Origin of the sequence: Cryobacterium sp. 10S3 (genome assembly GCF_034344045.1) — a bacterium.
Taxonomy (GTDB): Bacteria; Actinomycetota; Actinomycetes; order Actinomycetales; family Microbacteriaceae; genus Cryobacterium; species Cryobacterium glucosi.
This window is the reverse complement of the sequence record NZ_CP133773.1, coordinates 3,553,915-3,579,772: the sequence shown is the minus strand read 5'-3', so window position 1 is coordinate 3,579,772 and position 25,858 is coordinate 3,553,915. Positions and strand designations below refer to the sequence as shown.

The window sequence follows — 25,858 nt, the reverse complement described above, 5'->3', positions numbered from 1 at the left end:
GAAGCGGAACACTCGAGTGTCACACAGTTATGCATGCCGACTCCAGATGAAACTCGCTTGTGACGTGAGATCCGATTGCACCGAGCCCGCCGCCCGTCCCTGCTGCGTTCTGGTTGAACCGGTTGGCGTTAGACGGTCGCCGAACACGGCCATAGGCTGGTAAGCGGTCCGCCTCGCTGAACTGCGGGAGTCGCGGGCGGTTTGCTGATCCATTGTCCAGGAGGAATCCATGACCGAATTCGCCCCCGTTGATCCCACGTCCACCGACGCTTGGAGTCAGCTCGCCGGCATCGCCGAGGGATTCTCGCCTGATCTCCGCGAGTGGTTCGCCACCGACCCGGGACGAGCCGGTCGTTACACCTTGCAGGCCGGCGACCTCACGGTCGACCTGTCGAAGAATCTCCTGACCGAAGAGATCCTGGCCCACCTCGTGCAGCTCGCGAAGGACGTCGACGTCTCAGGCCGGTTCAACGCCATGATCACCGGCGAGCACATCAACGTCACCGAAGACCGTGCGGTTCTCCACACGGCGCTCCGCCGCCCGAAGAATGGCGCAGACCTCGTGCCGCCGACCGGCTTCGTCGTCGACGGTGCGGATGTCGACGCCGACGTCCACGCCACACTCGACAAGGTCTACGCATTCGCCGACAAGGTGAGGTCCGGCGCGTGGACCGGTATAACGGGCAAGGCCATTAAGACTGTCGTCAACATCGGGATCGGCGGTTCCGACCTCGGCCCCGTCATGGTCTACGAAGCGTTGAAACCGTATGTTCAGCCGGGTCTCGAGTGCCGCTTCGTCTCGAACATCGACCCGACGGATGTCTACGAGAAGACCGCGAACCTGGACCCGGAGACCACCCTTTTCATTGTCGCGTCCAAGACGTTCGGTACTCTCGAGACCCTCACGAACGCCCGGTTGGCACGCGAGTGGCTCTGGAACCAGCTCCTCGCCTCCGGCGCCATCGAGGACACTGACGCCGCCCGTGCTGCGGCCGTCGCCAAGCACTTCGTCGCCGTGTCGACCGCCCTCGACAAGGTCGCCGCATTCGGCATCGATCCCGAGAACGCCTTTGGATTCTGGGACTGGGTCGGCGGTCGGTTCTCGATCGACTCCGCCATCGGCACGTCCGTGGTCGTCGCCATCGGCCCGGACAACTGGCGCGAATTCCTGTCCGGTTTTCACACCATCGACGAGCACATGCGCACGGCGCCCCTCGAGCAGAACGTCCCGGTCCTGATGGGTCTTCTCAACGTCTGGTACTCCAACTTCCTCAAGGCCCAGAGCCATGCTGTGCTCCCATACGCGCAGTACCTCCACCGCTTCCCGGCGTACCTCCAGCAGCTCACGATGGAATCGAACGGAAAGAGCGTCCGCTGGGACGGGACAAGCGTCACGACCGACACCGGTGAGATCTTCTGGGGCGAACCGGGCACGAACGGACAGCACGCCTTCTACCAGCTCATCCACCAGGGCACGCGCCTGGTCCCCGCGGACTTCATCGCGGTCGCGAATCCCGCCCACCCGTTGAAGGATGAGACGGGCGACGGCGCCGCCGTCGAGCCAGGACAGGACGTCCACGGGCTGTTCATGGCGAACTTCTTCGCCCAGACGAAGGCGCTCGCCTTCGGGAAGACGGCCGCGGAGGTTCGTGCAGAAGGCACGGACGAGTCCGTGGTGCCGGCCCGCTCGTTCAGCGGGAACCGTCCGACGACGTCGATCCTCGCGCCGGCCCTCACGCCGAGCGTCGTCGGCCAGCTCATCGCGCTCTACGAGCACATCGTGTTCACCGAAGGCACGATCTGGGGCATCGACTCGTTCGACCAGTGGGGCGTCGAACTGGGCAAGCAGCTTGCGCTTCAGGTCGCTCCCGCCGTCGACGGGGATGCGGACGCACTCGCAGCCCAGGACTCCTCGACGAAGGCCCTGATCTCGAAGTACCTCGAGCTGCGCAACTGACGCCGACCGGGTACGTCACGCATGGTGATGTACCCGGTAGGGGTCTCCGGTCGCTCCTAGTCGTAGATGATCGCGAGACCCTGGCGCTTGAGTTCGGCGAGACCGTCGCGCATGGCCTGGAGCCGGTCGGGGGAGTGCCCTGTCCAGTCCGCGAGTTCGCCGACGATCGTGACCGGCTCCCTGGTACGGTACGACAGGGTCGGGTTCCCGGGGAACTTCTTGTCCGTCACGTTGGGGTCGTCTTCGAGGGCACCCGTCGGTTCGACGATGTAGATCCGGCCGCGGCCGTTTCCGGCCGCGAGCTCGGCCCCCCACGTCGCGGCATCCAGGGTTCCCGACACGTAGACGTAATTCGTCGTTCGTCCGGCTTCGAAGTTGGACCCACGCCCCGGCACCAGCAGGTCACCCACCGCCAGGTCCGCTTTCGTGCCGTGAAAGAGGGCCCCTGATTCGTGGACTTCGAATGGTCTGGGTTCGTTGGTCATGCGCACTCCCTGAAGCTTCGATTCACGATCGTACCCGGCCGACCCCGTGCGAGAACAGGGCGGTCAGGCGAACGTCCGGATGGCGCTCACCCGCAGCAGGTCGAGCCTGGCAGCATCCGTTGAGCCAGGAACCACCGTGTACACGACGATCTTCAGGTCACTCCCGGGCGCCGCAAGGACATCGCAATCGAAGGTGATCGGGCCGACGAGGGCGTTCTGCACGGTCTTGCGGGACTCGCGGTGTTCCCCGAATGTCGCCGAACTCCATAACCGTTCGAACTCCTCCGAGGTCGCGCGCAGGTCGGCGATGAGTTCAGAGAGCGCGGTGTCGTCCGGGTACCGGGTCGAGGCCACGTGAACATCGGCGACGAGGTCGCGATGGAACTCAACGAGGTGCTCCGGGCTGTGCTCGACGAACGACGGGCCCCCGGCGAACCGGTTCCAGAGCAGGTTGGAACCGCGTCCCGCCGCCGGAGCCTCACCGAACAAGGTCAGCCAGAGGTCGTTGACCAGCAGGGCATCCCAGGCGGCAGAGAAGACCGCGACGGGGACTTCACTGAGCCGGTCGACGATGTGCCGAACTCCCGGCGTCACGTGCCGGGGGACCATGGTCTTCGTCGGCACCGCTACCCCGCCGATGCGGAACAGGTGGCCCCGTTCGTCGTCGGTGAGTCGAAGCGCGCGGGCGAGTGACCCGAGCACCTGCGTCGACGGATGCGTGGCGCGGCCCTGCTCGAGACGCACGATGTAGTCGACGCTGAGGTTGGCGAGCATCGCGAGCTCCTCGCGGCGCAGCCCCGGCGAGCGTCGGTCTCCACCGGACGGCAAACCCGCCTCGACGGGAGAGATCCGGTCGCGCCACGCGCGAAGCAGGGAAGCGAGTTCTGGCATGGCTCCACTCTGCCCTTCCCGGCTGGGCAGCGGGTGGTACTGGCAGTCCCAGCAAGTGTCGCGGGCACGGCCGCAGGCTTGAATCATGACAACAACACTCATCACCGGTGCCAACAAGGGCCTCGGACTCGAAACCGCCCGCCGCCTCCTCCGGGCCGGACACACCGTCTATGCCGGCATGCGCGACACGGCCAAAGGCACGGATGCTGCGGCTCTCGGCGCCCACGTCTTGCAGCTGGACGTCACGGACGACGAGTCCGTCGCATCCGCGATCGCCTCACTACCCGAGCTGGACGTTCTGATCAACAACGCCGGGATCGTCGGCTCGCACGCCGGAGTCGACGAATTCGGTGCGGACGACCTGGCCGCGGTCTTCGACACCAACGTGTACTCGATCGTCCGCGTCACCCGGGCCGCCCTGCCGCTGCTCAGAGCGTCCGGCAACGCCCGGATCGTCAACGTCGCCAGTGGGCTCGGGTTCCCGCGTTTTGTCACAGACCCCGCCCGCGTCGAATCGACGATCGCCGGCCTCGGCTACATGACGTCCAAGGCCGCGGTGATCATGCTCACCCTGCAGTACAGCAAAATGCTGCCGTCGATGCGGGTGAACACGATCGATCCGGGCTACACGTCCACCGATCTCAACGGTCACAGCGGCCCGCAGACCGTAACCGAGGGCACGGATGCTGCGGTGGCGATGGCGACGATCGGTCACGACGGTCCGACCGGAACGTTCAGCGACCGTGACGGTCTCATCGCCTACTGACATTCCGGGTACTGGCAGGACCTCCCACCCCTCGGCGGATGTGACGTACCGTTTTGTCGTGGACAACAAGACCGAAATCCGTGACTTCCTGGTGACGCGGCGGGCACGCATCACGCCCGAACAGGCCGGGCTGCCTGAGTTCGGTGGGAAGAGGAGAGTCGCCGGACTCCGCCGCGAAGAGGTCGCGATGCTCGCCGGGGTGAGTGTGGACTATTACGTGAGGCTCGAGCGCGGCAACCTCGGCGGCGTCTCCGAGAGTGTTCTCGAGGCCCTGGTGCGTGCTCTGCAGCTCGATGAAACCGAGCGGGCTCACCTGTTCGACCTGGCACGGACGGCCAATGCCTCTGTCGGAACGCGGCGGCGACCAGCCGTCAGCCGGGTTCGCCCCGGTGTCATCATGCTGCTGGATTCGATCGCCGCACCGGCGTGGCTGCGTAACGGGCGGATGGACATCCTCGCGACGAACGCTCTGGGGCGCGCGTTGTACGCGCCGGTCTTCGACGGCCCGCTGACGCCCCCCAACACCGCCCGGTTCGCGTTCCTCGATCCGAGAGCGGTCGACTTCTGGCCCGACTGGAACCTGATCGCTTCCGGCACGGTCGCGACGCTCCGGGCGGAAGCGGGCAAGAACCCGTATGACAAGGGCCTGACCGACCTGATCGGGGAGCTCTCGACGAGAAGTGAGGAGTTCCGCATCCGCTGGGCTGCCCACGATGTCTACCAACACACGTCAGGGGAGAAACGGCTCCACCACCCCGTGGTCGGCGACCTCGAACTCACCTACGAGGCCATGCAGCTTGTGACGGACGAGGGGCTCACCCTGCTCGTGTACGGCGCCGAGCCGGGCTCGAAGTCCGCAGACGCCCTCGGCCTCCTGGCGAGCTGGGCTGCGACAGAGGCGCGGGAATCTCGCGCCCTGTCGATCGACGAGCACCACGCGGGCTGAGGAACCCCAGCCCGCCAACGAAAGGAAGAACCAGATGGACTACCGCCTCTTGGGACGCACCGGTGTAGAAGTGAGCCCCCTGTGCCTCGGCACGATGATGTTCGGCGCCTGGGCCAACCAGGACGTCGACGACTCGATCCGGGTCATCCACCACGCCCTGGATGCCGGGATCAACTTCGTCGACACTGCCGACGTCTACTCCGGAGGCGGATCAGAGGAGATCATCGGGAAGGCGCTCGCGGGACGTCGTGACGATGTCGTCCTCGCCACCAAGTTCTTCATGCCGATGGGGAAGGGCCCGAACCAGAGCGGCGGGTCGCGTAAGTGGATCATGCAGGCCGTCGAAGGATCACTGCGCCGCCTCGGGACCGACTACCTCGACCTGTACCAGGTGCACCGCCCGAGCGCCGCGATGGACGTCGAAGAGACGCTCGGCGCGCTGACCGATCTGGTCAGGCAGGGCAAGGTCCGTTATATCGGCTCGTCGTCGTATTCCGGCAGCCAGATCGTCGAGGCACAGGTGGCCGCACGCGACCGGAACCTCGCCAGGTTCGTCACCGAACAGCCGCCCTATTCGCTCCTCGTCCGCGGCATCGAGCAGGATGTCCTTCCCACGGCACGTCGCTACGGCATGGGCACCCTCACGTACAGCCCACTCGCCGGCGGGTGGCTCTCCGGCAAGTGGCGCAAGGACGCCGCTCCCGTCCCGACCTCGGCGGCACGCCCGAGCGCCCGTTTCGATATGACGAGCGTCGCCAACCAGCAGAAGCTCGAGGTCGTCGACGCCCTCGCCCGGGTCGCTGACGAGGCCGGTCTCACACTGATCCAGATGGCGATAGCATTCGTGATCAACCACCCGGGAGTCACCTCGGCGATCATCGGCCCGCGCACGATGGAGCAACTCATCTCGCAGCTTCCCGCCGCGGACGTGATCCTTTCCACCGAGGTGCTCGACGCGATCGACGCTCTCGTCGCCCCCGGCGTCACCTTGAACCCCGACGACAACAGCTACGGAGCGACCGAGCTCACCCCGGCCGCGCGCCGCCGCTGACGATCGCCGTCCTGTCTCCGCGAGAGCGGAGTTTTGGCCCTTAAACCATGGGTTTAAGGGCCAAAACTCCGCTCTCGCGGTAGGGCGGATGCTGCGAGGCCGACGATGAGACCGTGCGAAGGTCAGACCGTGCGCGGGGCCTTCGCGAGGTTGGCCTCGAGCTCGGCGGTGTTCTGGCGGATCACGTAGGCCGGGCGGTCGCGCTCGACTCGCCAGCTCTCGGAGAGCGGGCCGATGTTCACGGTGTCGAAGCCGAATTCGTCATACAGCTTCGTGACGAAGTCGGAGGCATCCGCGAAGTCAGACGAGGTCGCGAGCGCGCGCCGCGCCGGGTCGCCGGCGGGGTGCGCGTCTCCGGTGATGTCGACGGCCATGATGTGGTTGAAGCCCTTCGCGACCCGGGACGTGGGCAGGTGCGCCTGCAGCATGCCGGTGACGGTCGCCTCGCCCTTGTCGAGGGCGTCGATGTGGCCGTCGCGTTCGAAGTAGTAGTTGTTGGTGTCGATCACGATCTTGCCGGCGAGTGGCTCGACGGGCACGTCCGCGTATGCCTTGAGCGGCACGGTCACGACGGCGACGTCTGCGGCCTCTGCCGCCTGGACGGCGGTTCCGGCCGTCGCCTTCGGGCCGAGTTCGGCCACGAGGTCCGCGAGGGTCTCCGGGCCGCGAGAGTTGCTGATCACGACGTGGTAGCCGCTCTCGATCGCCTTGCGGGCGACCTGGCTGCCGATGTTTCCTGCTCCGATGATTCCGATAGTTGTCATGATCGCGACAACGAGGTCCGGGCGGAAAATGTTCCCGCATCAGCGAAAAGTACGCGCCTGGCGAAATCGTTCACACGGCGAATCGGGTGATGGCCGCGGCCGGCCCTCCGCCGGGAACGTCGTCGGCGCGGACCGCGAGCACCCGCGCGCCCGAGAGCAGGGCCCGGCGGGCGATCTCGTCCACGACGCCGTAGTTGTGGGCGTCGTCGACGTCGTCGAAGGTGATCGCACCGGATTCCTCGTCGACGTACCCCGGGATCTTCCGGTCGATGTCGACAACGAGGGTGTCGATGGCGCCGTAGGTGGCGGCACGGGCGATATCGCTGAGGTCGGTGGCGCCGCGGCCCTCGTTGAAACGGGCCTCGATCAGATCGGAGAGTTCACCGAGCTGGGCGGCATAGAGCCGGTCCAGCACGGGACGCGCGACGGCCGCGAGCTCCTCGGGAGTCCGTTCGTCGGGGTTTCCTTCGATGGTCGGGGCGGCGAGGAGCGGATACCCGCTGACCCCGCGGAAGATGCTGTTCAACGGTTCCGCGGTGGCCAGAATGAGTGGCAGGCCCGAACCCGTCACGAGTGGCCTGATCGCGGCATCCACCGATCGGGAATACTGGGCGAGGCGCACCTTCTGCCCCTCTGAGCCCTGGATGCGCCCGGACGGTGATCGGCCGCTGATCGACGGAAGACCGACGGCGCTCGCCGCGTCAGCAGGCAGGCCGGGCACGTCGACGACGTATGCTCCCGCGTCCGGCGAGACCTCGACCAGCCGGGCCGCATTCTGCGACACGGCGAGCACGAACGCCGTTTGCGGGAAGGTGATCGCCCGGAGCAGGGGCTTGATGTACAGGCGATCGGCCACCTCGAGCACGGAGGGGAGCACGTTGGGCACCCGAAACGTCTGCAGGTGGCCCGAGTAGTGGAAGATCGCGAGCGACCGCGACAGGTAGGACCAGAACTGACGGTCCTGGATGAGGTCCGCGATCGCGTCCTCGAGCTCTTCGACGGCGGCCCGGCCCGCCCCGGCCTCGGTGAGCTGCCGGGCTGCGGCCGCAACCTGGTTGCGGAGCTCGATCCGGGACGGTTCGGATTCGGTCGGAACCGGACTCGTGGGCAGATAGATCGAGACGCAGAACGGTTCCCGCACGGCCGCCAGCTGCCGGATCGACGTTGGATTGGGGATGTCGGTGTGCAGCATGTCTGGCCCGTACCTTCCGGAGAGTCGTTGTCTGGTTTCTCGTGCGTCCCCCGCGACGACGACAGTGTAGCCCCGGCTCCGGAGGGCCGCGCGGCGCATCCGTGCAGCTGCGGGCCGTAGTGTTCCAGTGAGGTCCGATCGCCAGGATGTCTGGTTCGGGCCGGTCGCGACTGAGAGGGATTGAACATGGAGTATCGCCGTTTGGGCAAGTCCGGGCTGCAGGTCAGCGAGGTGTCCCTCGGGTCGTGGGTGACGTTCGGCAAGCAGGTGCGCGAGGACGACGCGCTGGCGTTGATGACGCTCGCCTATGACTCGGGGATCAACTTCTTCGACAACGCCGAAGGCTATGAAGCAGGTGCATCGGAGGCCCTGATGGGGGCCGCGCTGGAGAAGCTCGGCTGGGACCGTGATTCCTACGCCGTGTCGTCGAAGGTCTTCTGGGGCGGATCGAAGCCCACGCAGCGGGGCTTGTCGCGCAAGCACGTGACCGAAGCCTGCCATGCCGCGCTGAAGCGCCTGCGGGTGGACTACCTCGACCTCTACTTCTGCCACCGTCCCGACATCGATACGCCGATCGAAGAGACGGTCTGGGCGATGCACAACCTCATCATGCAAGGCAAGGTGCTGTACTGGGGAACGTCGGAGTGGAGTGCGCAGCAGATCACCGAGGCCCACGCCGTCGCCCGGGCCCTGCACATCACGCCGCCGACCATGGAACAGCCGCAGTACAACATGTTCACGCGCCAGAAGGTGGAGAGCGAGTTCCTGCCGTTGTACGACACCTTCGGCCTCGGCACGACCATCTGGTCGCCGCTGGCCTCCGGGGTCCTCACCGGCAAGTACAACGACGGGGTTCCCTCGGACAGCCGGATGAACCTCCCGGGCTACGAGTGGCTCAGGGCGGAGTGGGAATCCGAAGCCGGGAAGGCCAAGCTCGAGAAGGTCCGCAGACTGGCGACCGTCGCCTCGGATGCCGGGCTGCCCTTGACGCACCTGGCGCTGCTCTGGTGCCTGCGCAACCCGCGGGTGTCGACGGTGATCCTGGGGGCGAGTAAGAAGGAACAACTGGCCGACAACCTCGCGGCCCTGGACTCGAAGGCCGCTCTGACCGCCGAAGTGGTCGCAGCGATCGAGGAGATCCTCGGCAACGAACCGCCGGCCCCCCAGCGCTACTGAGCTCACCCGCGGGCGCTGGCACCGTCCTTCGGTCGTCTCAGTGGACGAGGACCGCGACCGAAATGTCCGGCTGCGGGCGCGCGAAGAGATAACCCTGACCGTAGCGGCAGCCCATATCTCGGAGGAGCTCAAGCTGTTCGCTGGTCTCGATTCCCTCGGCGACGACGTCGAGTCCGAGGGAATCGGCCAGGTGCAGGATTCCCCGTACGATCGCCTGGTCGCGGTCAGAGGAAACAAGGTTGTCGATGAAGGTCATGTCGATCTTGAGTAGATCGACCTCCAGCGAACGGAGCTGGGCGAACGAGGAATAGCCGGTTCCGAAGTCGTCGATCGCAAGGCGGACGCCGAGATCGCGCAGTTCGTCGAACGTGCGGGTCGCCGAATCCATGACGTCGATAACGGCGCTCTCGGTGAGTTCTAGCCAGAGCTGGCCGGGCGCCAGCCCGGTCTCGAGGAGGGCGCGGCGAACGACGGTGCCGAAGTCCGAGCGCACGAACTGCCGCGCGGAGACATTGACGCTGACGGCTTGATCGGCATCGAGCGAAGTGGCCGCAGAACACGCCTGCCGAAGCACCGCGCGGCCGATGTCCCTGATCAGCCCGGTCTCCTCGGCGATCGCGATGAAATCGCCCGGCGCGACAATGCCGATTTCCGGTCGCCGCCAGCGCGCCAGGGCCTCGGCCGCCGCGACCCGCGGGTTCTGCAGGTCGACGATCGGCTGGTACCAGGTCTCGATCTCACTGCGTCCGACAGCAGTGCGAAGCCCGATCTCCGTGTCGACCCGCCGGCGGATGCGCCCGCGCAGGTCGTCGTTGAACACCTCGTACCGGGCGCGACCCTGGTCCTTCGCCAGGTACATCGCCTGGTCGGCCTGCCGGAGCAGCGTCTCGGCGTCCTCGGTACCCGTGCTGACGGCGATGCCGATGCTCGTGTCGACCATTGCGGTCTGGTCGCCGATCTCAATGGGCAGGGACACCGCGGCTTGCACCGCCTTTGCGATCCGGCGTGCCTCCGCGCCCGTGCCGATGTCGGGACAGAGCACGACGAATTCATCGCCGCCGATCCGGGCGACCGTGTCAGAGGCCCGGACCGCCGCGCGCAGCCGGACCGCGATCTGGGCGAGGACCGCGTCGCCGGCGTGGTGGCCGAGGCTGTCGTTGACGACCTTGAAGCGGTCGAGGTCGATGAAGAGCAGGCCGACTCCACGGTGCGCCCTGGCGGCGAAGAGGAGTGCCTGGTCGAGCCGGTCGAGCAGGAGCAGGCGGTTGGGCAGGTCCGTCAGGGGGTCGTGGAAGGCGAGGTGCTCCACACGCGCCTCCGCCGCTCGCACGGCCGTGACGTCGGTGACGCTCAACAGGTAGCCGGTGACGCCGGTCGTGTCGAGAATCCGGGTGGCGCTCGCCTGCACCCATTTCGCCTCACCGGTCAGGGTCTGGAACCGGAACGTCGATTCAAAGGCGGCACCGGATGCGACGGTCGTCCTCCACGCGTCGATCACCCGCTCCGCGTCGTCGGCGTGGATGTTCCGGCCCCAGCCATCTCCCCGCGACGCCTCGACGCTCAGTCCGGTCATTCGCATCCACTGCTCGTTGGTTGTGACGACGCCGCCGCCGGCGTCGAATTGCACGATGCCGACGGGCGCGATGCGGATGAGCGCGTGCAGTCGCTCGGCGGTCCTGGCCAGTTCGCGGGTACGGTCGTGCACCGCGCTCTCCAGGGTTGCATTGGCCACGGCCAGGGCGTCGAAAGCGCCGTCCCGTTGGATGTCGAGCGCGCGGAGCCGTCCGGCCGCGATCCAGGCGACGCCGAGGACGAGCCCGATGGTGGACGAGACGAGCAGCGCGTTGCCCAATTCGGCGTCGAACCAGCCTTCTCGCTGGGCCCAGAGGCGCAGCCAACCAAGAAAGAACGGACCGAGAATGATAATGGGGAGACCGCTTCGGAGTAGCCGGCCCGCACTCCGGCGGTCGCGGACCAGGCCGACCAGCCCGATATCCGGTCGTTCGTACAGGATGGCCGCGGCGATCGCGCCCACGCAGAGAACGGCGAGCGTGGAGATGTTCAGCGGCCGGCCGGGGTCACTCACGGCCGATACTCCGTAAGCGGCGCTGAGGATCGTCAGGAGCACCAGCAACAGGGTGAGAACGGCGAAGCCGGCGGTGACGGCGGCACCCGCCACGCCACGGAGGCAGAAGGCGAGTCCGAGGAGCACGAGGGAGAGTGCGGTCCCGATCGCCATTCTTGGTGGCGAGCCACCGAGGCGGAGCCCCGGCAGGAGAACGTCGACGCCCAGGCCAACGCCCGAGACGTATTCGGCGAGGGTCAGTCCGCCGATGACGGTCGCGACGGCGCCCAGCGCTGTCGCGACCGCCGGGCGGTCGGCGAGGGCGAGGGCGACCGCGAGAACGAGGAGCCCAACGATCGTTGTCGGCTTCATGACGTCGTGTGGCAACGCTGCGCCGGTCGACAGGTCGAGCATGTACCACCGGACCAGGGAGAAGAGGGTCACCAGGGCGACGAGGGCGGAAACGACCCGACTGTCACGGCTGACGCGCACCACCGCTCCCCCCAACTGCCGGGCATTGGTGCCGGTCGACACTTGAACAGTACTGGCTTCCGATGCGGTGCCGTGCACGCAGTCCGGTTCGCCTCCGCGAGAGCGGGTGAATCGTCGTTCTGCCGCGCTCAGAACGACGGCTCACCCGCTTTCGCGAGGAAGGGGGAGGTGTGGGGGCGGGCTCAGGCGGGCGACTCCCAGATTTCCAGCTGGATGCCGTCGGGGTCGCGCAGGTAGGCCCACTTGGAACCGATCAGGGCGCCGGAATCGAGAGTGACGGGCGGTGCGTTGAATACCGCGCCCTTCTCGACCAGGTCCCGGTATGCCGCGTCGAGGTCCGACACTTCGAGGCACACATGCGCGCTGCCGACATCACCATTGCTTCGATCGAAGTCGCGCCCCTCCGGGTTGTGGTATTCCAGGAATTCCAGGCGGGTGTTCCCGATCATGATCATCGAGAATGCCAGCGCGGCATCGTTCACCTGGACGCTGCGGGAGAGTGCCTCTCCCGAACCCTCGCTGACGGGACCAGGAGTGAGCCCGAACATTCGCGAGTACCACTCGAAGGAACGCTTCATGTCGCGCACCGTCACTCCGACGTGGTGCACTCCGAGAACCTGGAAGGCCATCTGACTCTCTCCTCTGCGTCCCGCCGCACTGCGGGTCGCTGTCGTCGTGTTGTCACTCGACTCACATTCTGCTGCGTCGGGATCGCTTTGTACAGTGTCACTACACAAGTGTGCACCGATCGCGCACGCCGGATCGCGGGGGGATGGTCCTTCGCGGTGGTCGAGGACGATCCACCTTCCCCAAACCTCGGCGTTGCCGATTCTCGAATCGTTACCGGCAACTACTTGTGAACAGCTCAGGACTTTTGTAAAGTGACGCTCAACACACAGCGCGTGACATCGACGTTGCCCGGTGAGAATTGTTGGGAGAAAGCATGATCGACGCAACGGTGCGTGAACCGGCGAAGCTACTCAGTTCGCGACCTGTCGTCTCCAAGGGATTCGTCACCGTCGGCGTATCCACGGTGCTGCTCTTCGTGGTCTGCGCCCTTGTCGCGCCGACGAGCGTCTCCGGCGGGGCTGTGCTCGGGATGATCCCCTTCGCCGCCGTGCTTGCAATCGTCGGCCTCGGCCAGATGCTGGTCGTGCAGCAGGGCGGAATCGACCTCTCCATCCCCGGCGCCGTGTCGCTCGCCATCGTGATCGTCAGCCACGAGCCGGACGGTGACAACAGCAGGCTGTTGCCCGCGGTCGTTCTGGCGCTGGCCTACGCGATCGGGGCCGGCCTGCTCAATGGCTTCATGGTCGGCCGTCTCGGACTCAACTCGATCATCGCCACCCTGGGAACGAACGCACTGCTCTTCGGGGCCGTCCTGGGCATTTCCGGCGGCACGCCGCGCAGCACGACCAGCCTGCTGGCCGGAATCGCCGGCGGCCTGACCTGGGGCATCCCGAACTCAGCATTCTTCGCTCTCGCCGCGCTGGCGCTCGTGACCGTCATGGTCAAGCGCACGGTAGCCGGGCGGCGTTTCGAAGCCGTCGGGGCGAACCCGCTGACTGCCCGTGCGACGGGCCTGCGCGTGACGATCCATCAGTCGCTGGCTTTCGTGTGGGCCCAGCTGCTGTACTGCCTGGCCGGCATTCTGCTCGCCGGCATCACCAACCAGCCCACTGCCTTCCAGGGCGACGCATACCTGCTCCCGGCGGTCGCGGTCGTCGTGCTTGGCGGCACATCGTTGCTGGGTGGCCGCGGGTATCCCGTCGCCACGGTCATCGCGGCGTTGTTTCTGAGCCAGCTCGACCAGTTCGTGCTGTCACTCGGCGTGCCCTATGCGGTGCGCACCCTCGTGCAGGCGGCGGCGCTCGCCGTCGGCGTGGCACTGTACACGGTGGACTGGGCGGCATTCCGCCAGAGGTTCATCCGCAGGTCCCCCCGGATCGGCACCCCGGCATGACTGCTACACACCGGGGACAAGGTTTTCGACGGAGCGGTCGAAATAGTGCGACAGAGGCGTCGCTCTCACAATGGAGGAAATCAAACATGAAACGTCCCAAGAGTCTCGCAATGCTCGTCATGTCCCTCGCCGCAGCTTCGCTGGCGCTCGCGGGCTGCAGCGGAACGTCATCGGGCTCGGGCTCCGGCTCGACGGCGGATGCCGGAACTTCTGTGGCAGGAGCACCGTCGTGGTGTGGTCCGAAAAAGATCTCCCTCGGTCTGCTCGACGGCTTCGGCGGAAACAGCTGGCGCCTGGTGACGACGGCGGCCGGTGCCGATGAGGCCAAGCTGTGCCCGAGCGTCACAAGCTACGAATACGCGGACGGCCAGGGCGACACCCAGAAGGCCATCTCGGACATCCAGGGCATGGTCGCCAAGGGTGTCAACGCCCTCGTCGTGTTCCCGGACGCCGGCCAGGCCATGCTGCCCGCCCTTCGCAGCGCATACAAGGCCGGCGTCGTGACCGTTCCCTACCGGGTCGACCCGGGCGGCAAGGACGGCGTGGACTACGACGCCTGGATCGGCGCGGACTTCGTGACCGATGGCAAGAACTGGGGCAACTGGCTCAAGACCAACCTCCCCGACGGCGGCAACATCCTCTTCATCAGCGGGCCGAAGGGCAACAGCCAGGCCGTCGACGAGCTGACGGGCATGAAGTCGGTCATCACCGACCCGAAGTACGTCTTCATCGGCGAGACGCCCGAGGTCACCAACTGGGACCCGGCACTCACCCAGCAGGTGCTCACCGCGGACATCGCGAAGTACCCGAAGATCGACGCCATCGTCTCGGACTTCGGCCCGTCGCTCGTGGGCGCCCTTCCGGCCTTCGCGAAGAGCGGGCGTTCCGTGCCGGCCATCGTCACCTCTGACGGAAACTCCCTCGGTTGCTTCTACACGGACAACAGCGCGGCCAACCCGGACTTCAAGCTGATGACGGTCGCCACCGGAAACGACAACGTGCGACTCGCCGTCGACTACGCGGTCGCGAAGGCGACCGGTGGCGTGCTCCCGACCGACACGGTCTTCAAGGCCCCGGCCTTCGAAGACTCCGTGAGCGGAAAGCCGAGCACCGTGCAGTGCAAGAAGGACCTGCCCGGCGACATCTACCTCTCGGCGAAGATGTCGCCTGAGGACCAGGCGGCCCTGCTGAAGAAGTAGGCCAACCGGTGCCGCCGTCGGGTCGGTCGCGACTGTCGCGACCGACCCGACGGCTGGTTCGTTTCCCCACATTGCACAGACAGGAAAAGGTCACAACTGTGAACAACCACGACACCGTCGACGTGACGACGCCGGACAAGGTCGAGCCCGCCGCCCCCGCAACCCTCGTGATGTCCAACATCTCGAAGCTCTACTCCGGCGTCGCGGCCCTCTCGGACGTTTCCGTCGAGATCCTGCCCGGCGAAGTCCACGCCATCCTCGGCGAGAACGGCGCGGGCAAGTCGACGCTGATGAACGTGGCATCGGGTACGGCGCAACCCGACGGGGGCAGCATCGCCTTCGAGGGCACCCCGATCGGCGTGCTGACACCGGCCATCGCCGTGCAGCTCGGAATCGCGATCGTCCACCAGCATCCCGCCGTGCTCCCGGACATGACCGTCCTGGAGAATCTGCAGGTCGCCCTGCCCGCCGCGGTCCTCGCGTCCGGTACGTCGCTGGAAGCCACCGCTCAGGCGCTGCTCGCCGACGCCGGCCTGAGCGTGCACCTTCAGGATCGCGTGGAGCTCCTGTCCGTTGCCCAGAAGCACCTGCTCGAGATCGCCAAGGCTCTTGCCCTCAAGCCGAAACTCCTCATCCTCGACGAACCGACAGCGCCCCTCGGCCAGGGATCCGTCGACCTGCTGTTCGAACGTGTGCGGAGGTCCGTGTCGAACGGAACGGCCGTCGTCTACATCACCCACCGCCTGGCCGAAGTCCGTGAGCTCGCCGACAAGGTGACCGTGCTTCGGGACGGCCGCGTCCGCGGCAGCGCCCGGGTCGCCGACATCACCGACGACGAACTGCTCGCGATGATCGTGGGACGCAAGCTCGAATCGACCTTCCCGCCCAAGCACATCGGCTCGCCGGACGACGAGACGAACTTCTCGATCAACGGGTTGAGCGGCTCGGGATTCGCGAACATCTCGATCAGCGCCCGCCCGGGCGAGATCATCGGCATCGCCGGGGTCGTCGGAAACGGCCAGAGCGAACTGATGCGCGCGCTCGCCGGTCTCGACTACTTCACGGGAACGGTCGCCATCGCCGGCAAGACCTTGAACTCCCGGCAACTCCTGCAGGAGGCGGCATACATGCCCGCCGATCGGCACCGCGAGGGCCTCCTGATGTCCCTCTCGGTGCGCGAGAACGCCGCCGTCTCGGCACTGGCGAAGTTCAAACGGGGACCGCTGCTCAGCCGCAAGCGTGAGTTGGGCACGGTGGCCGAGACGCTCGGTTCGCTCGCGGTCAAGGCCGCGTCGATGGATTCCGTCGTCTCCTCCCTGTCCGGCGGCAACCAGCAGAAGGTCGTCCTGGCGCGGGCGCTGCTCTCCGAGCCGCTGCTGGTCGTGGCCGATGAGCCGACGCAGGGCGTCGACGTGGGTGCCCGGGCCGAGATCTACCGGATCCTGCGTGAGGTCTCGGCCTCCGGCATCCCCGTCGTCGTCGCCTCATCCGACGCGAAGGAGCTCGAGGGGCTGTGCGACCAGGTCATCGTGATGTCGCGGGGGCACGCGCTCGAAGTGCTCCAGGGCGCTGCGATCAGCGAAGAACGCATGATCCACGCCGCCGTCCGCTCGACGACCCGATCGGTGTCCGTCGTCGCGGATGAATCGGCCTCGAAGCACTCCGGACTCCGTCGTTTCCTGCAGGGCGACTATGCCCCCGCGGTGCTCCTGGTCGGTGTCATCGCACTGCTCGGGTCGTTCCTGTTCAGCCAGAACGCCCGCTACCTCTCCGACTTCAACATCTACTCCGTGCTCACCCTCGTCACGGCGCTCGGTTTCATCGCTCTGGGGCAGACCATCTCGCTGCTGATCGGAGGTATCGATCTGTCCGTCGGGCCCCTCGCCGGGTTCCTGGTGGTGATCGGGTCGTTCTTCATCAACGACGACAAGTCCGTGGTGATGATCGTCCTCGGATTCGTGCTCATGATCGTCGTGGCGGCCGTCATCGGGGTGGTCAACGGCTCGCTGATCAGGTTCGCCCGGTTCACTCCCATCGCCGCGACGCTGACCGTGTACATCGCGTTGCAGGGATTCAGCTTCCTGCTCAGGAGCTCCCCGGACGGGTACATCAACTCGACGGTCACCGGAATCATCGGGTGGCAGCTCGGGCCGGTGCCTGTCGCCTTCATCGTGCTCGTCGCGGCCACGCTCGTGACCGAGTTCTTCCTGAAGAAGCGACGCTGGGGCTGGAAGCTGCGCGCGACCGGGTCCAACGAGGAATCGGCACGCAGGAACGGCATCAATATCAACCGGACCGTCATCCTCGCCTATGTGGCCACCTCACTGTTCGCGTTCGTGGGTGCCGTGATGCTGATGGCGCAGATCGGGGTCGGCGACCCCGCCCAGGGCGTCGGCTACACGCTCACGAGCATCACCGCGGTCGTGCTCGGTGGAACGAGCCTGCTCGGCGGGCGGGGCACCTTCATCGGCACGCTCCTCGGTTCCATCCTGCTCGTGCAGGTACTCAATGCGACGTCCTTCCTCGGCTTGTCCCAGATGTGGCAGTACCTGTTCCAGGGGCTGCTCATCCTGGTGGCGGCGATCGTCTACTCGGTCGCACGACGCAACAACAAGCGCAGGAAGACGTCCTTCGCGCTCAGGTAGGCCGTCGGGCGCCGGTTCAGAGACGACAGAGCGCCGAGCCCGATCCGGGCCCGGCGCTCTGTCGTCTGCCTTGCGTCTCACTCTGCGGCGCTGAGCCCCCGGGTGATCTCGGCGATGGCCGACCAGTCAAGGGGCGCGAGTTCGGGATCGGCGAGAGCCCGCTCGAACATGTCGCGCAACACGGGTGCCGTCGGGAGCACGACGCCGCTCGCAGCAGCAGCCCGCTCCGCGAGGGACAGGTCCTTGAGGCCGAGCCCGACGCTGAAACCGGGCGGGCTGTATGCCTTGCGGGCGATCAGGTTTCCGTAGCCCGTGTAGACGCTGCCCGTGAACGCGGCATCCGTCAGGATCTCGACGAACGTCATGCCATCGACTCCACCGTGTTCGACCAGGGTCACCGACTCGGCGAGGGCCTGGAGCGCGTGGATGAGGTTGTAGTTCACGCCGATCTTGACCAGGCTTGCTGTGCTCGGCCGCTCGCCGACGACCCAGGTGCGCTTACCGATCGCGTCGAGGTACGGCTGCGCCCTGGCTGTGGCGCTCTTCGTGCCCGCCGTGACCACATTGAGCTTCCCGGCCGCCGCGATATTGGACCGGCCGAGCACGGGAGCCGCCACGTAGTCGATCCCGGCGAGGGAGTGCAGGTCGGTCAGCCGATCCGTCGCCTCGACGCTGAGCGTGGCGCAGTTGATGTGCAGGGTGCCGGCCGGCGCATCCGCGAGGGCCTCCGCACTGAAGACGGCCTCGGCGGCAGCGTCATTGGCGAGCATCGAGATCACGGTACCGACGCTGAGGGCCTCGACGATGGAGACCGCCCGGGTGGCGCCGGCCGCGACGAGGGCGTCCGCCGCACCGGTCGATCGGTTCCAGACGTGCACCGAATGGCCGGACTCGATGAGCCGGCCTGCCATGGCAGAGCCCATTTCGCCGAGTCCGATAAAGCTGATGTCCGACATAGTTCACGCCTTCCAGATTGTCCTGAGGTTTCCGGATCCCGGCCAGCGGCCGGGCGCTCCGTCGCGCCGGATTGGGGCGCAACCGCCCCTTTGTGCAGTTCCAGTGAACACTACCGTGAGTGCCCGGTCTGCTCAACGTGATTCCCCCGCGATGGCAGTGTTCGCTTGACAAGCCCGACGCCGCTGAGTTGAATGTCAACCAACACCTTGTGCAGTGAGACTGTACAAAATAGTATTGCTGCGACACCCCGGCCCCGACCGGACACCAGACTTCGTACTGCAAAGGAGCAGAACACGTGGGCATTCGACTCGCCGAAAAGACCGTCGTCGTCACAGGCAGCGCATCCGAGCTCGCCGAAATGGGGGCCGGCGACACCCGCTTCGACTCGATGGCCGGCGACATCCTGATGGGCCGGCCTGCCGCGCCCGAAGACATCGTGCCCACAGCGGTGTTCCTGGCAGCGAGCGATTCCGACTGCATCACCGGTCAGGTCATCCCCGTCGAGGGCGGCATGATCCTCGTCTGATCCGGCAGCCCGCCCTCCGGCACTCTGCACGACACTCTGCACGACACTCAGCAAAGGAATGACACGACCGTGACCACAGCCACTTTCGGAACCAACGCCGTCGACTGGGAGGAGCGCATCCAGTTCGATCGCCTGCGCACGGACAGGCTCGCCAAGCTCCGGCGCGAGTTGTCCGGCTCGGACCTCGGGGCCGTGCTCGCCTTCGACTTCTCCAACATCCGCTACATGTCGTCGACCCACATCGGAACCTGGGCCATGGACAAGCTCATCCGCTTCTCGCTGCTCACCCGGCACAGCGACCCGATCGTCTGGGACTTCGGGTCCGCGGCCAAGCACCACCAGCTCTACAACCCCTGGCTGCAGACCACGACGGCCGAAGCGGATGCCGACCCGCACGCTCCGCACCACGGCGCGGTCCGGCCGCGGGCCGAGAACGGTGCCCGCGCCGGAATCTCGACCCTCCGCGGAGCCTTCCACCCTGACGCGGGGATCGCCGAGGGCGTCGCCAAGAAGATCAAGCGCGAACTGGAGAAGTTCGGCCTGCAGAACGAGCCGCTCGGCGTCGACGTGATCGAGCTGCCCATCCTGATGGCCCTGCAGAAGGAGGGGATCCGGGTCGTCGACGGCCAGCAGGTGTTCCTCAACGCCCGGGCGGTCAAGACCGGTGACGAGATCGCGCTGCTCACGCAGGCCGCGTCGATGGTGGATGCCGCGTACGAATCCCTGTATGAATTCCTGCGGCCGGGCGTGCGTGAGAACGAGGCCGTCGGGCTGGTTTCCAAGGTGCTCTACGACCTGGGGTCTGAGTACGTCGAGGGAGTGAACGCCATCTCGGGGGAGCGTTGCTCACCGCACCCGCACGTCTTCTCCGACCGGTTGATCCGGCCGGGCGACCCCGCCTTCTTCGACATCCTGCACAGCTACCAGGGCTACCGCACCTGCTACTACCGCACCTTCGCGGTCGGGTCGGCGAGCCGGGCGCAGCACGACGCCTACAAGATCGCCCGCCAGTACATGGACAGGGCTATCGCGCTCGTGCGCCCGGGGGCCACCACCGCCGACATCGTCAAGGTCTGGCCGACGGCCCAGGAATTCGGCTTCCCCGACGAGGAAGCCGCCTTCGCCCTGCAGTACGGCCACGGCGTCGGCCTGTCCATCTGGGAGAAGCCGATCTTCTCCCGGCTCGTGTCCCTCGACCACCCGGAGGTGCTCGTGGAGGGCATGGTCTTCGCCCTCGAGACCTACTGGCCGTCCGCCGACGGCATCGGGGCGGCCCGCATCGAAGAAGAAGTCGTCGTCACCGCCACGGGGTGCCAGGTGATCACCAAGTTCCCGGCAGAGGACCTGCTCGTTGCCGGCCAGCGCTACTACAGCGTCGGGGGGCCGTTGTCCCTGGTGCGCGACTCCCAGTCGCACCTCAACACCGCCGCCGGTCGCGGCGAAGCCGAGTAGGGCGCCGATGCGCGCCGCGGTCTACCACGCTGATCACGATGTCCGCCTCGAGGAGGTGCCCGCGCCCGTCCGGGCTCCGGGCGAAGCGCTGCTCGAGGTGCTGCGCAGCGGCATGTGCGGAACGGACGCCACCGAGTGGAAGGCCGGCCCGCTCACCTTCCCGGTGCAGCACCGCCACCCCGTCACCGGCCAGACCGGCCCGATGATTCCCGGCCACGAATTCGTCGGGAAGGTCCTCGAGGTCGACGAGTCGAGCCACTTTTCCGTCGGCGACATCGTCGCGAGCGGTGCGGGTGTGTCCTGCGGCGTCTGCGACCGGTGTGCGGAAGGTCGCACGAATCTCTGCGACCGGTACTACACACTGGGGCTCAACACCGACGGCGGTATGGCCGAGTTCGTCTCCTGCCCGGAGAGCACCCTCGTCCTCGTTCCCGAGGGACTTCCGATCGACCTCGCTGGCCTCGCCCAGCCGCTCGCCGTCGGCCTGCACGCCGCCCGTCGATCCGGGGTGCGTGACGGTGACCGCGTGGTCCTGATCGGGGCGGGGGCGATCGGCTCCTTCGTGCTCGCCGGGCTGAAATCGCTCGTGTCCGCCGACGTGACCGTGATCGACTTCCCGGGGGCGCGGCTCGAGCGAGCCCGTCGCCTCGGCGCGACACGGGTCGTCGAGGCAGGTGCGGATGCCGCCGCCCGCGTCGCCGAGGCCATCGGGCCGTTCGGCGCCGACGTCGTGATCGAGGCCAGCGGGGCGCCCGGACAACTGAACAATGCCCTCGCGATGGTGCGCAAGGGCGGAACCATCCTCCAGGTCGGGCTGCCGTCCGCCGAGCAGCTGGTCGACATCCATTCGCTCGTCATGCGCGAGATCACCGTGCGGACGACGCTTGCGCACGTGTGCGGCACCGACCTCGCCCCCGCTCTGGGTATTCTGGCGACGACCAATCTGGGCACCGAACTTCTCGACTCCGTCCGACCTCTTGACGACCTCGCCGAACAGCTCGAGCGACTCGCGACGGGCCGGCTCGAGGGCAAGGTACTCTTCGATCCACGACAAGGGGCAGCATGAAGGCAGCAGTTTTCCACGGCGCGCACGACATCCGCATCGAAGACGTGGACGGACCGCCACCCCTCGGCAGCCTCGACGTGCTGCTGCGGCCGTACTGGTGCGGCATCTGCGGCACAGATCTCCACGAGTACGCCATGGGGCCGATCGTCATTCCCTCGCACCCGCATCCGCTCACCGGGGCCACCGCCCCGCAGATCCTCGGGCACGAGTTCTCGGCGGAAGTGCTCGAGGTGGGTTCCGGCGTGCGGTCGGTGCGCGTCGGCCAGCGGGTGTCCGTGATGCCGTTGCTGTACTGCGGCAGCTGCTACTACTGCCGCCGCGGCCTGAACCACCTGTGCCAGTCGATGGCCTGCGTCGGCCTGAGCTTCGCCTCCGGAGGAATCTCGGAACTCGCGGTCGTGCCGGCCAGTCACGTGAGCGTGCTGCCCGATTCCGTCTCCGACCTCCAGGGCGCCCTCGTCGAGCCGGGAGCCGTGGCCGCCTACGGAGTCGACACGGCGCAGGTCCGGCCGGGGGACACCGTGCTCATCACCGGCGCCGGTCCGATCGGCGCACTCGCCTCGCTCTACGCCTCGGCGCTCGGTGCCCGCGTGTTCATCTCCGAGGTCAATCCGACCCGCGTCGCGCTCGCGAGGAGCCTGGACGTGGGCGAGGTGATCGATCCGTCCAAGATCGACGTCGCCGCCTGGGTCAAGGACCAGACCGAGGGAATCGGCGTCGACGCGGTGATCGAGTGCTCGGGCAACGAACGGGCCCTCCAGACGGCCATCGCCTCGGTGCGCTCGGCCGGGCGCATCTCGCAGACCGGCCTGCACACCAGGCAGGCGGCCATCGACCCCATGGTCCTCTCCGAACACGACATCACCCTCGCAGGCACCTGGTGCTATCCCGTCACGGACTGGCCGCGCATCATCGACCTGATCGCCCGCGGCCGGTACCCGGTCGAGAAGGTCGTGAGCGCCCAGATCAGCATGGCGGATGTCGTCGAGAAGGGCTTCGAAACCCTGCTCTCGCCGACCGGCGACCAGGTCAAGGTCCTCGTCAACGCACGCTGACGTCGATTCACACGGCTGACCTCGATCCACACTGACGCGCACCCCTCGCGCACCCTCTCCGTCCCCACGATTGGAATCCCGTTATGAAAGCGCTGCGCTTCGCGGAACAGAATGTTCCCCGGATTGACGAGCTGCCCATCCCCGCGATCGGAGCCGACGAAGTGCTCGTCGCCGCGCGATCCGTCGGGGTCTGCCACTCCGACATCGACCTGCTCGAGGGTCGGTACATCATCCCGTTCGAGTACCCGATCATTCCCGGACACGAATGGTCCGGTGAGGTGGTCGCGGTGGGAAACCGGGTGCAGGACTTCGCGGCCGGCGATCGGGTCGTCGGCGAGTGTGTCATCGGGGAGGACCACTTCGGGTTCTCGATCAGCGGTGCGGCCGCGGAGTTCTTCGTGGCCAGGCCCGAATGGCTGCACAAGCTTCCCGCGAGCGTGTCGTACACGAACGGCGCTCTTGTCGAGCCGTTCAGCGTCGCGTACTACGCGCTGATGCGGGTCGGGAACGTCAACGCGAGCGACACCCTCGTCGTGCTCGGTGCCGGACCGATCGGACTCGCCGTCACCGCGGCCGCCTCGGCCCTCGGCGCCGTGACGATCGTCGTAGAGCCTTCGCCAGAACGACGCGATGCCGCGCTGCGACTCGGCGCCCGCCACGCCGTGCACCCCGACGATATCGTCGAGTTCCTGAACGAGCAGACGGACGGGCGCGGAGCGGATGTCGTCGTCGAGGCGAGCGGCCGGCCGGCCGTCATGGCCCAGGCGCTCGAACTCGCCGCCTTCCGGGGCCGGGTCGCCTACATCGGCATCGACGTCGGGCGCGAGGCGCCGGCGAAGCTCGGGCTCATCCAGTCCAAGGAGCTCAAGATCACCGGTTCGGTCGGCTCGCCCGGAGTGTGGCCGGAAACCCTGCGCTTCCTCGCTCACACCGGAATCGACCTGAGCCCGCTCGTCACCCAGAGGTTCGGGGCCGCCGACGCACTGGGCGCCCTGGAGGCCGCGCACCACCCGGCGACCACGATCAAGGCGCACATCGAATTCGACGCCGTGCTGCCCGCATAGCGAACAGATCTGAACGACGGATGTCCCGGACGAGCGCTGCTTGTCCGGGACATCCGTCTTTGGGCTGGGGGAAACGGCCTAGGGGATGATCTTCGCCGCGCGGTACCGCTCCACCTTGTCGAGGAAGCTGTCCGGCGTGGACCGGAAGCCCAGGAACCCGGCTTGGCGGCTCTTGTTCATGTCGGTGAAGCACTCGATGTTGCGGCCGAGGTCGCTGTCGGTGTGCCACCAGGAAGCGAGGCGGGTGACGTCCGTTTCGACGAGTCCTTCCCGTTCGGCGATGGCGCTCCAGACCTCGTCCTTGCCGGCCATCTGCGCGGTCAACGGGCGGGGTTCGCCCTCGAAACCGGCCCAGGGAACATCGAAGATCGCGGCGACCCGCGGCCAGAGCCAGCGCCAGCGGAAGACGTCGCCGTTGGCGATGTTGAACGCTTCGTTGGCACCCTCCGGGTGCGTGCCCGCCCAGATGATCTGCTCGGCGAGCAGGTCGACGTCGGTGACGTCTGTGACGCCGTTCCACTGGGTGGCTGAGCCGGGAAAGGTGAACGTCAGCCCGAGTTCCTTGCAGATCGCGGCGTAGACGGAGAGGGTGAGCACCATGTTCATCGCGTTGTCCGTTGCGAACCCGAAGACGGTGTGTGCGCGGTGCACGCTCCAGGTGAAGCCGTTCCGGGCGGCGGACCCGAACAGCTCGTCCTCCTGCGCGTAGTAGAAGTTCGGCTGCGGCAGCCGTGGCTCGTCCTCGTGGAACGGGGTCTCCGCGGTGACGCCGGTCGCATAGTTGTCGAACGGGCCGAGGTAGTGCTTGAGCCCGGTCATCAGGGCCACGTGCCTGACCGACTTCTCGCCTTCGAGCGCCGCGAGCACGTTGCGCACGAGGGCGCTGTTGACCTCGATGTTCTCGGTCTCGGTATCCCGCTTCACCCACGCCGTGATCACGACGAGTTCCGGTCGGGTGCCCGTGAGCGCGGCGGCGAGGGACTCGGGGTCCAGGAGGTCTGCCGTCACGGCGGTGATGCCGGGCGTCTCGGAGTGGCCTCGCCTCGAGAGGCCGGTCACGTCCCAGCCCGCGTCGACCAACTGCTTCACGACCGTCTGGCCCGTGATGCCCGTCGCTCCGACGATGAGCGCGCGCCGCCGGGGAACTGTTGAGGGGGATGTCACAAGTCGATCCTTTCCTGATGGACGGGACTTCCTTGTCGCCGTCCTGAGGTGTTCAATGATACTTAACATTGGAATTCCCGGCAAGCCGCGCCGGAACCGCCAGAACCGCCGATTTGGCCCTAGTGGCGGGGTATTCGGGGCTCTTCCTGTGTATATTTGTCCGTACTCACCTTTTTTCCGGAGCGTGGGGTGTATAGCCGGGCTTCAATGATGATGCGAGGCAGGTCCTCGTCGTCGTCATGCTGATGTGTGACAGAGGAACATGATGGACAATTTAGGGTCTCGGCTGAAAGACATCAGGCTCAAGGCCGGCCTGACGTTGCGCGAGCTGGCCAGACAGGTCGACGTTTCGCCCTCCTTCGTCTCCCAGATCGAGAACGGCAAGTCACAGCCGTCCGTCGCGACCCTGTATGCCTTCGCCCAGTTGCTGAACGTGTCCGTCGACGACCTCTTCGAGAGTAAACCGGCCCTCGACCCTGGAGTTCCGGCAGTCCACCCCGAAGAAGTCCTGAATCGGGGCGACGTGACGAATCCCTCGGAGGCGTGGCATCCGTCCGAGTATGCGAACCGGGTCTCCGTGGTGCATCCCTCTCATCGGTCGCGGCTCAACATGGCCGCAGGGGTCAACTGGGAACGTCTTGCCGCCACGCCGGAGCGCGACGTCAACTTCATGAAGATCGTCTACGCGCCGGGAGCCACGTCGACGGACGAGGGCGACACCGTCTCCCACGCCGGCTACGAGTACGGCTATGTCATCGCGGGTGAGTTGCAGGTGACGATCGGCGACGAGGCATTCACGCTGCATGCGGGCGAGTCGCTCGGCTTCGATTCCTCGATCCCGCACAGCCTGAAGAACACCGGAAGCATCGACGTCCAGGGAATCTGGTTCGTTCACGGCGCGCACGCTTAGCCGATCCATTCCGTAAGGCACGCGTCAGGCGTTCGGTTGACAGCGATGCTGGAGCCGTCGTAGCCTGTGTGT

The 25,858-nt window shown here is 66.7% G+C and carries 22 protein-coding genes; 14 read left to right on the top strand and 8 right to left on the bottom strand.

The genetic code is table 11. The features are described from left to right. The first annotated feature begins 229 nt into the window (after nt 1–229). Nucleotides 230–1,957, top strand: a complete 1,728-nt coding sequence (gene pgi / locus RHM57_RS16605) for a glucose-6-phosphate isomerase (RefSeq protein ID WP_322188819.1) — start codon at nt 230–232, stop codon at nt 1,955–1,957. Between the two features lie 56 nt (nt 1,958–2,013). On the opposite strand, the gene arr is transcribed toward pgi, so the two are convergent. Beyond that, nucleotides 2,014–2,442 carry an NAD(+)--rifampin ADP-ribosyltransferase gene (gene arr, locus RHM57_RS16600; RefSeq protein WP_322188818.1) on the bottom strand — a complete coding sequence of 143 codons (429 nt, stop codon included), beginning with the start codon at nt 2,440–2,442 and terminating at the stop codon, nt 2,014–2,016. Between the two features lie 63 nt (nt 2,443–2,505). Next, the gene (locus tag RHM57_RS16595; protein WP_322188816.1) at nt 2,506–3,333 is read right to left on the bottom strand and encodes a helix-turn-helix transcriptional regulator; all 828 of its coding nucleotides are present in this window, start codon (nt 3,331–3,333) and stop codon (nt 2,506–2,508) included. A gap of 85 nt (nt 3,334–3,418) precedes the next feature. Here RHM57_RS16595 and RHM57_RS16590 point away from each other — a divergent pair, with 85 nt between their 5' ends. Genes RHM57_RS16590 through RHM57_RS16580 form a run of 3 tightly spaced genes read left to right on the top strand, consistent with a single transcriptional unit; the run spans nt 3,419 to nt 6,096 of the window. Next, nucleotides 3,419–4,099: an SDR family NAD(P)-dependent oxidoreductase gene (locus tag RHM57_RS16590; protein ID WP_322188815.1), complete on the top strand. Its 681-nt coding sequence runs from the start codon at nt 3,419–3,421 to the stop codon at nt 4,097–4,099. A gap of 58 nt (nt 4,100–4,157) precedes the next feature. Beyond that, nucleotides 4,158–5,045 (top strand): helix-turn-helix transcriptional regulator, encoded by an 888-nt coding sequence (locus tag RHM57_RS16585; protein ID WP_322188813.1) that lies wholly within the window; start codon nt 4,158–4,160, stop codon nt 5,043–5,045. Nucleotides 5,046–5,079: 34 nt separating this feature from the next. Further along, the gene (locus RHM57_RS16580; RefSeq protein WP_322188811.1) at nt 5,080–6,096 is read left to right on the top strand and encodes an aldo/keto reductase; all 1,017 of its coding nucleotides are present in this window, start codon (nt 5,080–5,082) and stop codon (nt 6,094–6,096) included. Nucleotides 6,097–6,218: 122 nt separating this feature from the next. Here RHM57_RS16580 and RHM57_RS16575 read toward each other — a convergent pair whose 3' ends face one another. Both RHM57_RS16575 and RHM57_RS16570 read right to left on the bottom strand, forming a co-directional pair. Then, on the bottom strand, nt 6,219–6,860 hold the full coding sequence (locus RHM57_RS16575; protein WP_322188809.1) for an NADPH-dependent F420 reductase: 642 nt from the start codon (nt 6,858–6,860) through the stop codon (nt 6,219–6,221). Between the two features lie 70 nt (nt 6,861–6,930). Further along, a complete protein-coding gene (locus tag RHM57_RS16570; RefSeq protein ID WP_134558329.1) occupies nt 6,931–8,052 on the bottom strand; it encodes a hypothetical protein in 1,122 nt (373 codons plus the stop codon). A 186-nt stretch (nt 8,053–8,238) separates the two neighbouring features. Here RHM57_RS16570 and RHM57_RS16565 point away from each other — a divergent pair, with 186 nt between their 5' ends. Then, the gene (locus tag RHM57_RS16565; RefSeq protein WP_322188807.1) at nt 8,239–9,228 is read left to right on the top strand and encodes an aldo/keto reductase; all 990 of its coding nucleotides are present in this window, start codon (nt 8,239–8,241) and stop codon (nt 9,226–9,228) included. 37 nt (nt 9,229–9,265) lie between these two features. Here RHM57_RS16565 and RHM57_RS16560 read toward each other — a convergent pair whose 3' ends face one another. Next, nucleotides 9,266–11,827: a putative bifunctional diguanylate cyclase/phosphodiesterase gene (locus RHM57_RS16560; protein WP_322188805.1), complete on the bottom strand. Its 2,562-nt coding sequence runs from the start codon at nt 11,825–11,827 to the stop codon at nt 9,266–9,268. Between the two features lie 140 nt (nt 11,828–11,967). Then, nucleotides 11,968–12,414: a VOC family protein gene (locus RHM57_RS16555; RefSeq protein WP_134449134.1), complete on the bottom strand. Its 447-nt coding sequence runs from the start codon at nt 12,412–12,414 to the stop codon at nt 11,968–11,970. Between the two features lie 314 nt (nt 12,415–12,728). Between RHM57_RS16555 and RHM57_RS16550 the strand changes: the two genes are divergently transcribed. The 3 genes from RHM57_RS16550 to RHM57_RS16540 all read left to right on the top strand — a co-directional run bounded on the left by RHM57_RS16550 (nt 12,729) and on the right by RHM57_RS16540 (nt 17,592). Next, a complete protein-coding gene (locus tag RHM57_RS16550) occupies nt 12,729–13,748 on the top strand; it encodes an ABC transporter permease (protein WP_134449133.1) in 1,020 nt (339 codons plus the stop codon). Nucleotides 13,749–13,834: 86 nt separating this feature from the next. After that, nucleotides 13,835–14,947, top strand: coding sequence for a substrate-binding domain-containing protein (locus tag RHM57_RS16545; protein ID WP_134449132.1), 1,113 nt, complete (start codon nt 13,835–13,837; stop codon nt 14,945–14,947). A 98-nt stretch (nt 14,948–15,045) separates the two neighbouring features. Then, a complete protein-coding gene (locus tag RHM57_RS16540; protein WP_322188803.1) occupies nt 15,046–17,592 on the top strand; it encodes an ATP-binding cassette domain-containing protein in 2,547 nt (848 codons plus the stop codon). A 77-nt stretch (nt 17,593–17,669) separates the two neighbouring features. Here RHM57_RS16540 and RHM57_RS16535 read toward each other — a convergent pair whose 3' ends face one another. Next, nucleotides 17,670–18,548, bottom strand: coding sequence for an NAD(P)-dependent oxidoreductase (locus tag RHM57_RS16535; protein WP_322188801.1), 879 nt, complete (start codon nt 18,546–18,548; stop codon nt 17,670–17,672). 296 nt (nt 18,549–18,844) lie between these two features. On the opposite strand from RHM57_RS16535, the gene RHM57_RS16530 reads away from it, so the two are divergent. The 5 genes from RHM57_RS16530 to RHM57_RS16510 all read left to right on the top strand — a co-directional run bounded on the left by RHM57_RS16530 (nt 18,845) and on the right by RHM57_RS16510 (nt 23,712). Further along, nucleotides 18,845–19,075, top strand: coding sequence for an SDR family oxidoreductase (locus RHM57_RS16530; RefSeq protein ID WP_322188799.1), 231 nt, complete (start codon nt 18,845–18,847; stop codon nt 19,073–19,075). Nucleotides 19,076–19,144: 69 nt separating this feature from the next. Beyond that, entirely contained in the window at nt 19,145–20,527 is a 1,383-nt protein-coding gene (locus RHM57_RS16525; RefSeq protein ID WP_134449129.1) for a M24 family metallopeptidase, read from the top strand. Nucleotides 20,528–20,534: 7 nt separating this feature from the next. Next, complete coding sequence (locus RHM57_RS16520; protein WP_134558323.1) at nt 20,535–21,593, top strand: zinc-dependent alcohol dehydrogenase; 1,059 nt, start codon at nt 20,535–20,537, stop codon at nt 21,591–21,593. Then, entirely contained in the window at nt 21,590–22,648 is a 1,059-nt protein-coding gene (locus tag RHM57_RS16515) for a 2,3-butanediol dehydrogenase (protein ID WP_134449127.1), read from the top strand. Before RHM57_RS16520 ends, RHM57_RS16515 begins: the two co-directional genes overlap by 4 nt. A gap of 83 nt (nt 22,649–22,731) precedes the next feature. Beyond that, complete coding sequence (locus tag RHM57_RS16510) at nt 22,732–23,712, top strand: zinc-dependent alcohol dehydrogenase (RefSeq protein ID WP_134558322.1); 981 nt, start codon at nt 22,732–22,734, stop codon at nt 23,710–23,712. Between the two features lie 78 nt (nt 23,713–23,790). Here the strand turns inward: RHM57_RS16510 and RHM57_RS16505 are convergent, their stop codons facing one another. Further along, nucleotides 23,791–24,876, bottom strand: a complete 1,086-nt coding sequence (locus RHM57_RS16505; RefSeq protein WP_241975243.1) for an SDR family oxidoreductase — start codon at nt 24,874–24,876, stop codon at nt 23,791–23,793. 262 nt (nt 24,877–25,138) lie between these two features. Here RHM57_RS16505 and RHM57_RS16500 point away from each other — a divergent pair, with 262 nt between their 5' ends. Beyond that, nucleotides 25,139–25,786: a helix-turn-helix domain-containing protein gene (locus RHM57_RS16500; protein WP_134449124.1), complete on the top strand. Its 648-nt coding sequence runs from the start codon at nt 25,139–25,141 to the stop codon at nt 25,784–25,786. Nucleotides 25,787–25,858 lie beyond the last annotated feature (72 nt).

Excerpts from the sequence above, each read along its gene's own strand:
- pgi (WP_322188819.1), top strand. The coding sequence starts at position 230 with ATGACCGAATTCGCCCCCGTTGATCCCACGTCCACCGACGCTTGGAGT.
- arr (WP_322188818.1), bottom strand. The coding sequence starts at position 2,442 with ATGACCAACGAACCCAGACCATTCGAAGTCCACGAATCAGGGGCCCTC.
- RHM57_RS16595 (WP_322188816.1), bottom strand. The coding sequence starts at position 3,333 with ATGCCAGAACTCGCTTCCCTGCTTCGCGCGTGGCGCGACCGGATCTCT.
- RHM57_RS16590 (WP_322188815.1), top strand. The coding sequence starts at position 3,419 with ATGACAACAACACTCATCACCGGTGCCAACAAGGGCCTCGGACTCGAA.
- RHM57_RS16580 (WP_322188811.1), top strand. The coding sequence starts at position 5,080 with ATGGACTACCGCCTCTTGGGACGCACCGGTGTAGAAGTGAGCCCCCTG.
- RHM57_RS16575 (WP_322188809.1), bottom strand. The coding sequence starts at position 6,860 with ATGACAACTATCGGAATCATCGGAGCAGGAAACATCGGCAGCCAGGTC.
- RHM57_RS16570 (WP_134558329.1), bottom strand. The coding sequence starts at position 8,052 with ATGCTGCACACCGACATCCCCAATCCAACGTCGATCCGGCAGCTGGCG.
- RHM57_RS16565 (WP_322188807.1), top strand. The coding sequence starts at position 8,239 with ATGGAGTATCGCCGTTTGGGCAAGTCCGGGCTGCAGGTCAGCGAGGTG.
- RHM57_RS16555 (WP_134449134.1), bottom strand. The coding sequence starts at position 12,414 with ATGGCCTTCCAGGTTCTCGGAGTGCACCACGTCGGAGTGACGGTGCGC.
- RHM57_RS16550 (WP_134449133.1), top strand. The coding sequence starts at position 12,729 with ATGATCGACGCAACGGTGCGTGAACCGGCGAAGCTACTCAGTTCGCGA.
- RHM57_RS16545 (WP_134449132.1), top strand. The coding sequence starts at position 13,835 with ATGAAACGTCCCAAGAGTCTCGCAATGCTCGTCATGTCCCTCGCCGCA.
- RHM57_RS16535 (WP_322188801.1), bottom strand. The coding sequence starts at position 18,548 with ATGTCGGACATCAGCTTTATCGGACTCGGCGAAATGGGCTCTGCCATG.
- RHM57_RS16520 (WP_134558323.1), top strand. The coding sequence starts at position 20,535 with ATGCGCGCCGCGGTCTACCACGCTGATCACGATGTCCGCCTCGAGGAG.
- RHM57_RS16515 (WP_134449127.1), top strand. The coding sequence starts at position 21,590 with ATGAAGGCAGCAGTTTTCCACGGCGCGCACGACATCCGCATCGAAGAC.
- RHM57_RS16510 (WP_134558322.1), top strand. The coding sequence starts at position 22,732 with ATGAAAGCGCTGCGCTTCGCGGAACAGAATGTTCCCCGGATTGACGAG.
- RHM57_RS16500 (WP_134449124.1), top strand. The coding sequence starts at position 25,139 with ATGATGGACAATTTAGGGTCTCGGCTGAAAGACATCAGGCTCAAGGCC.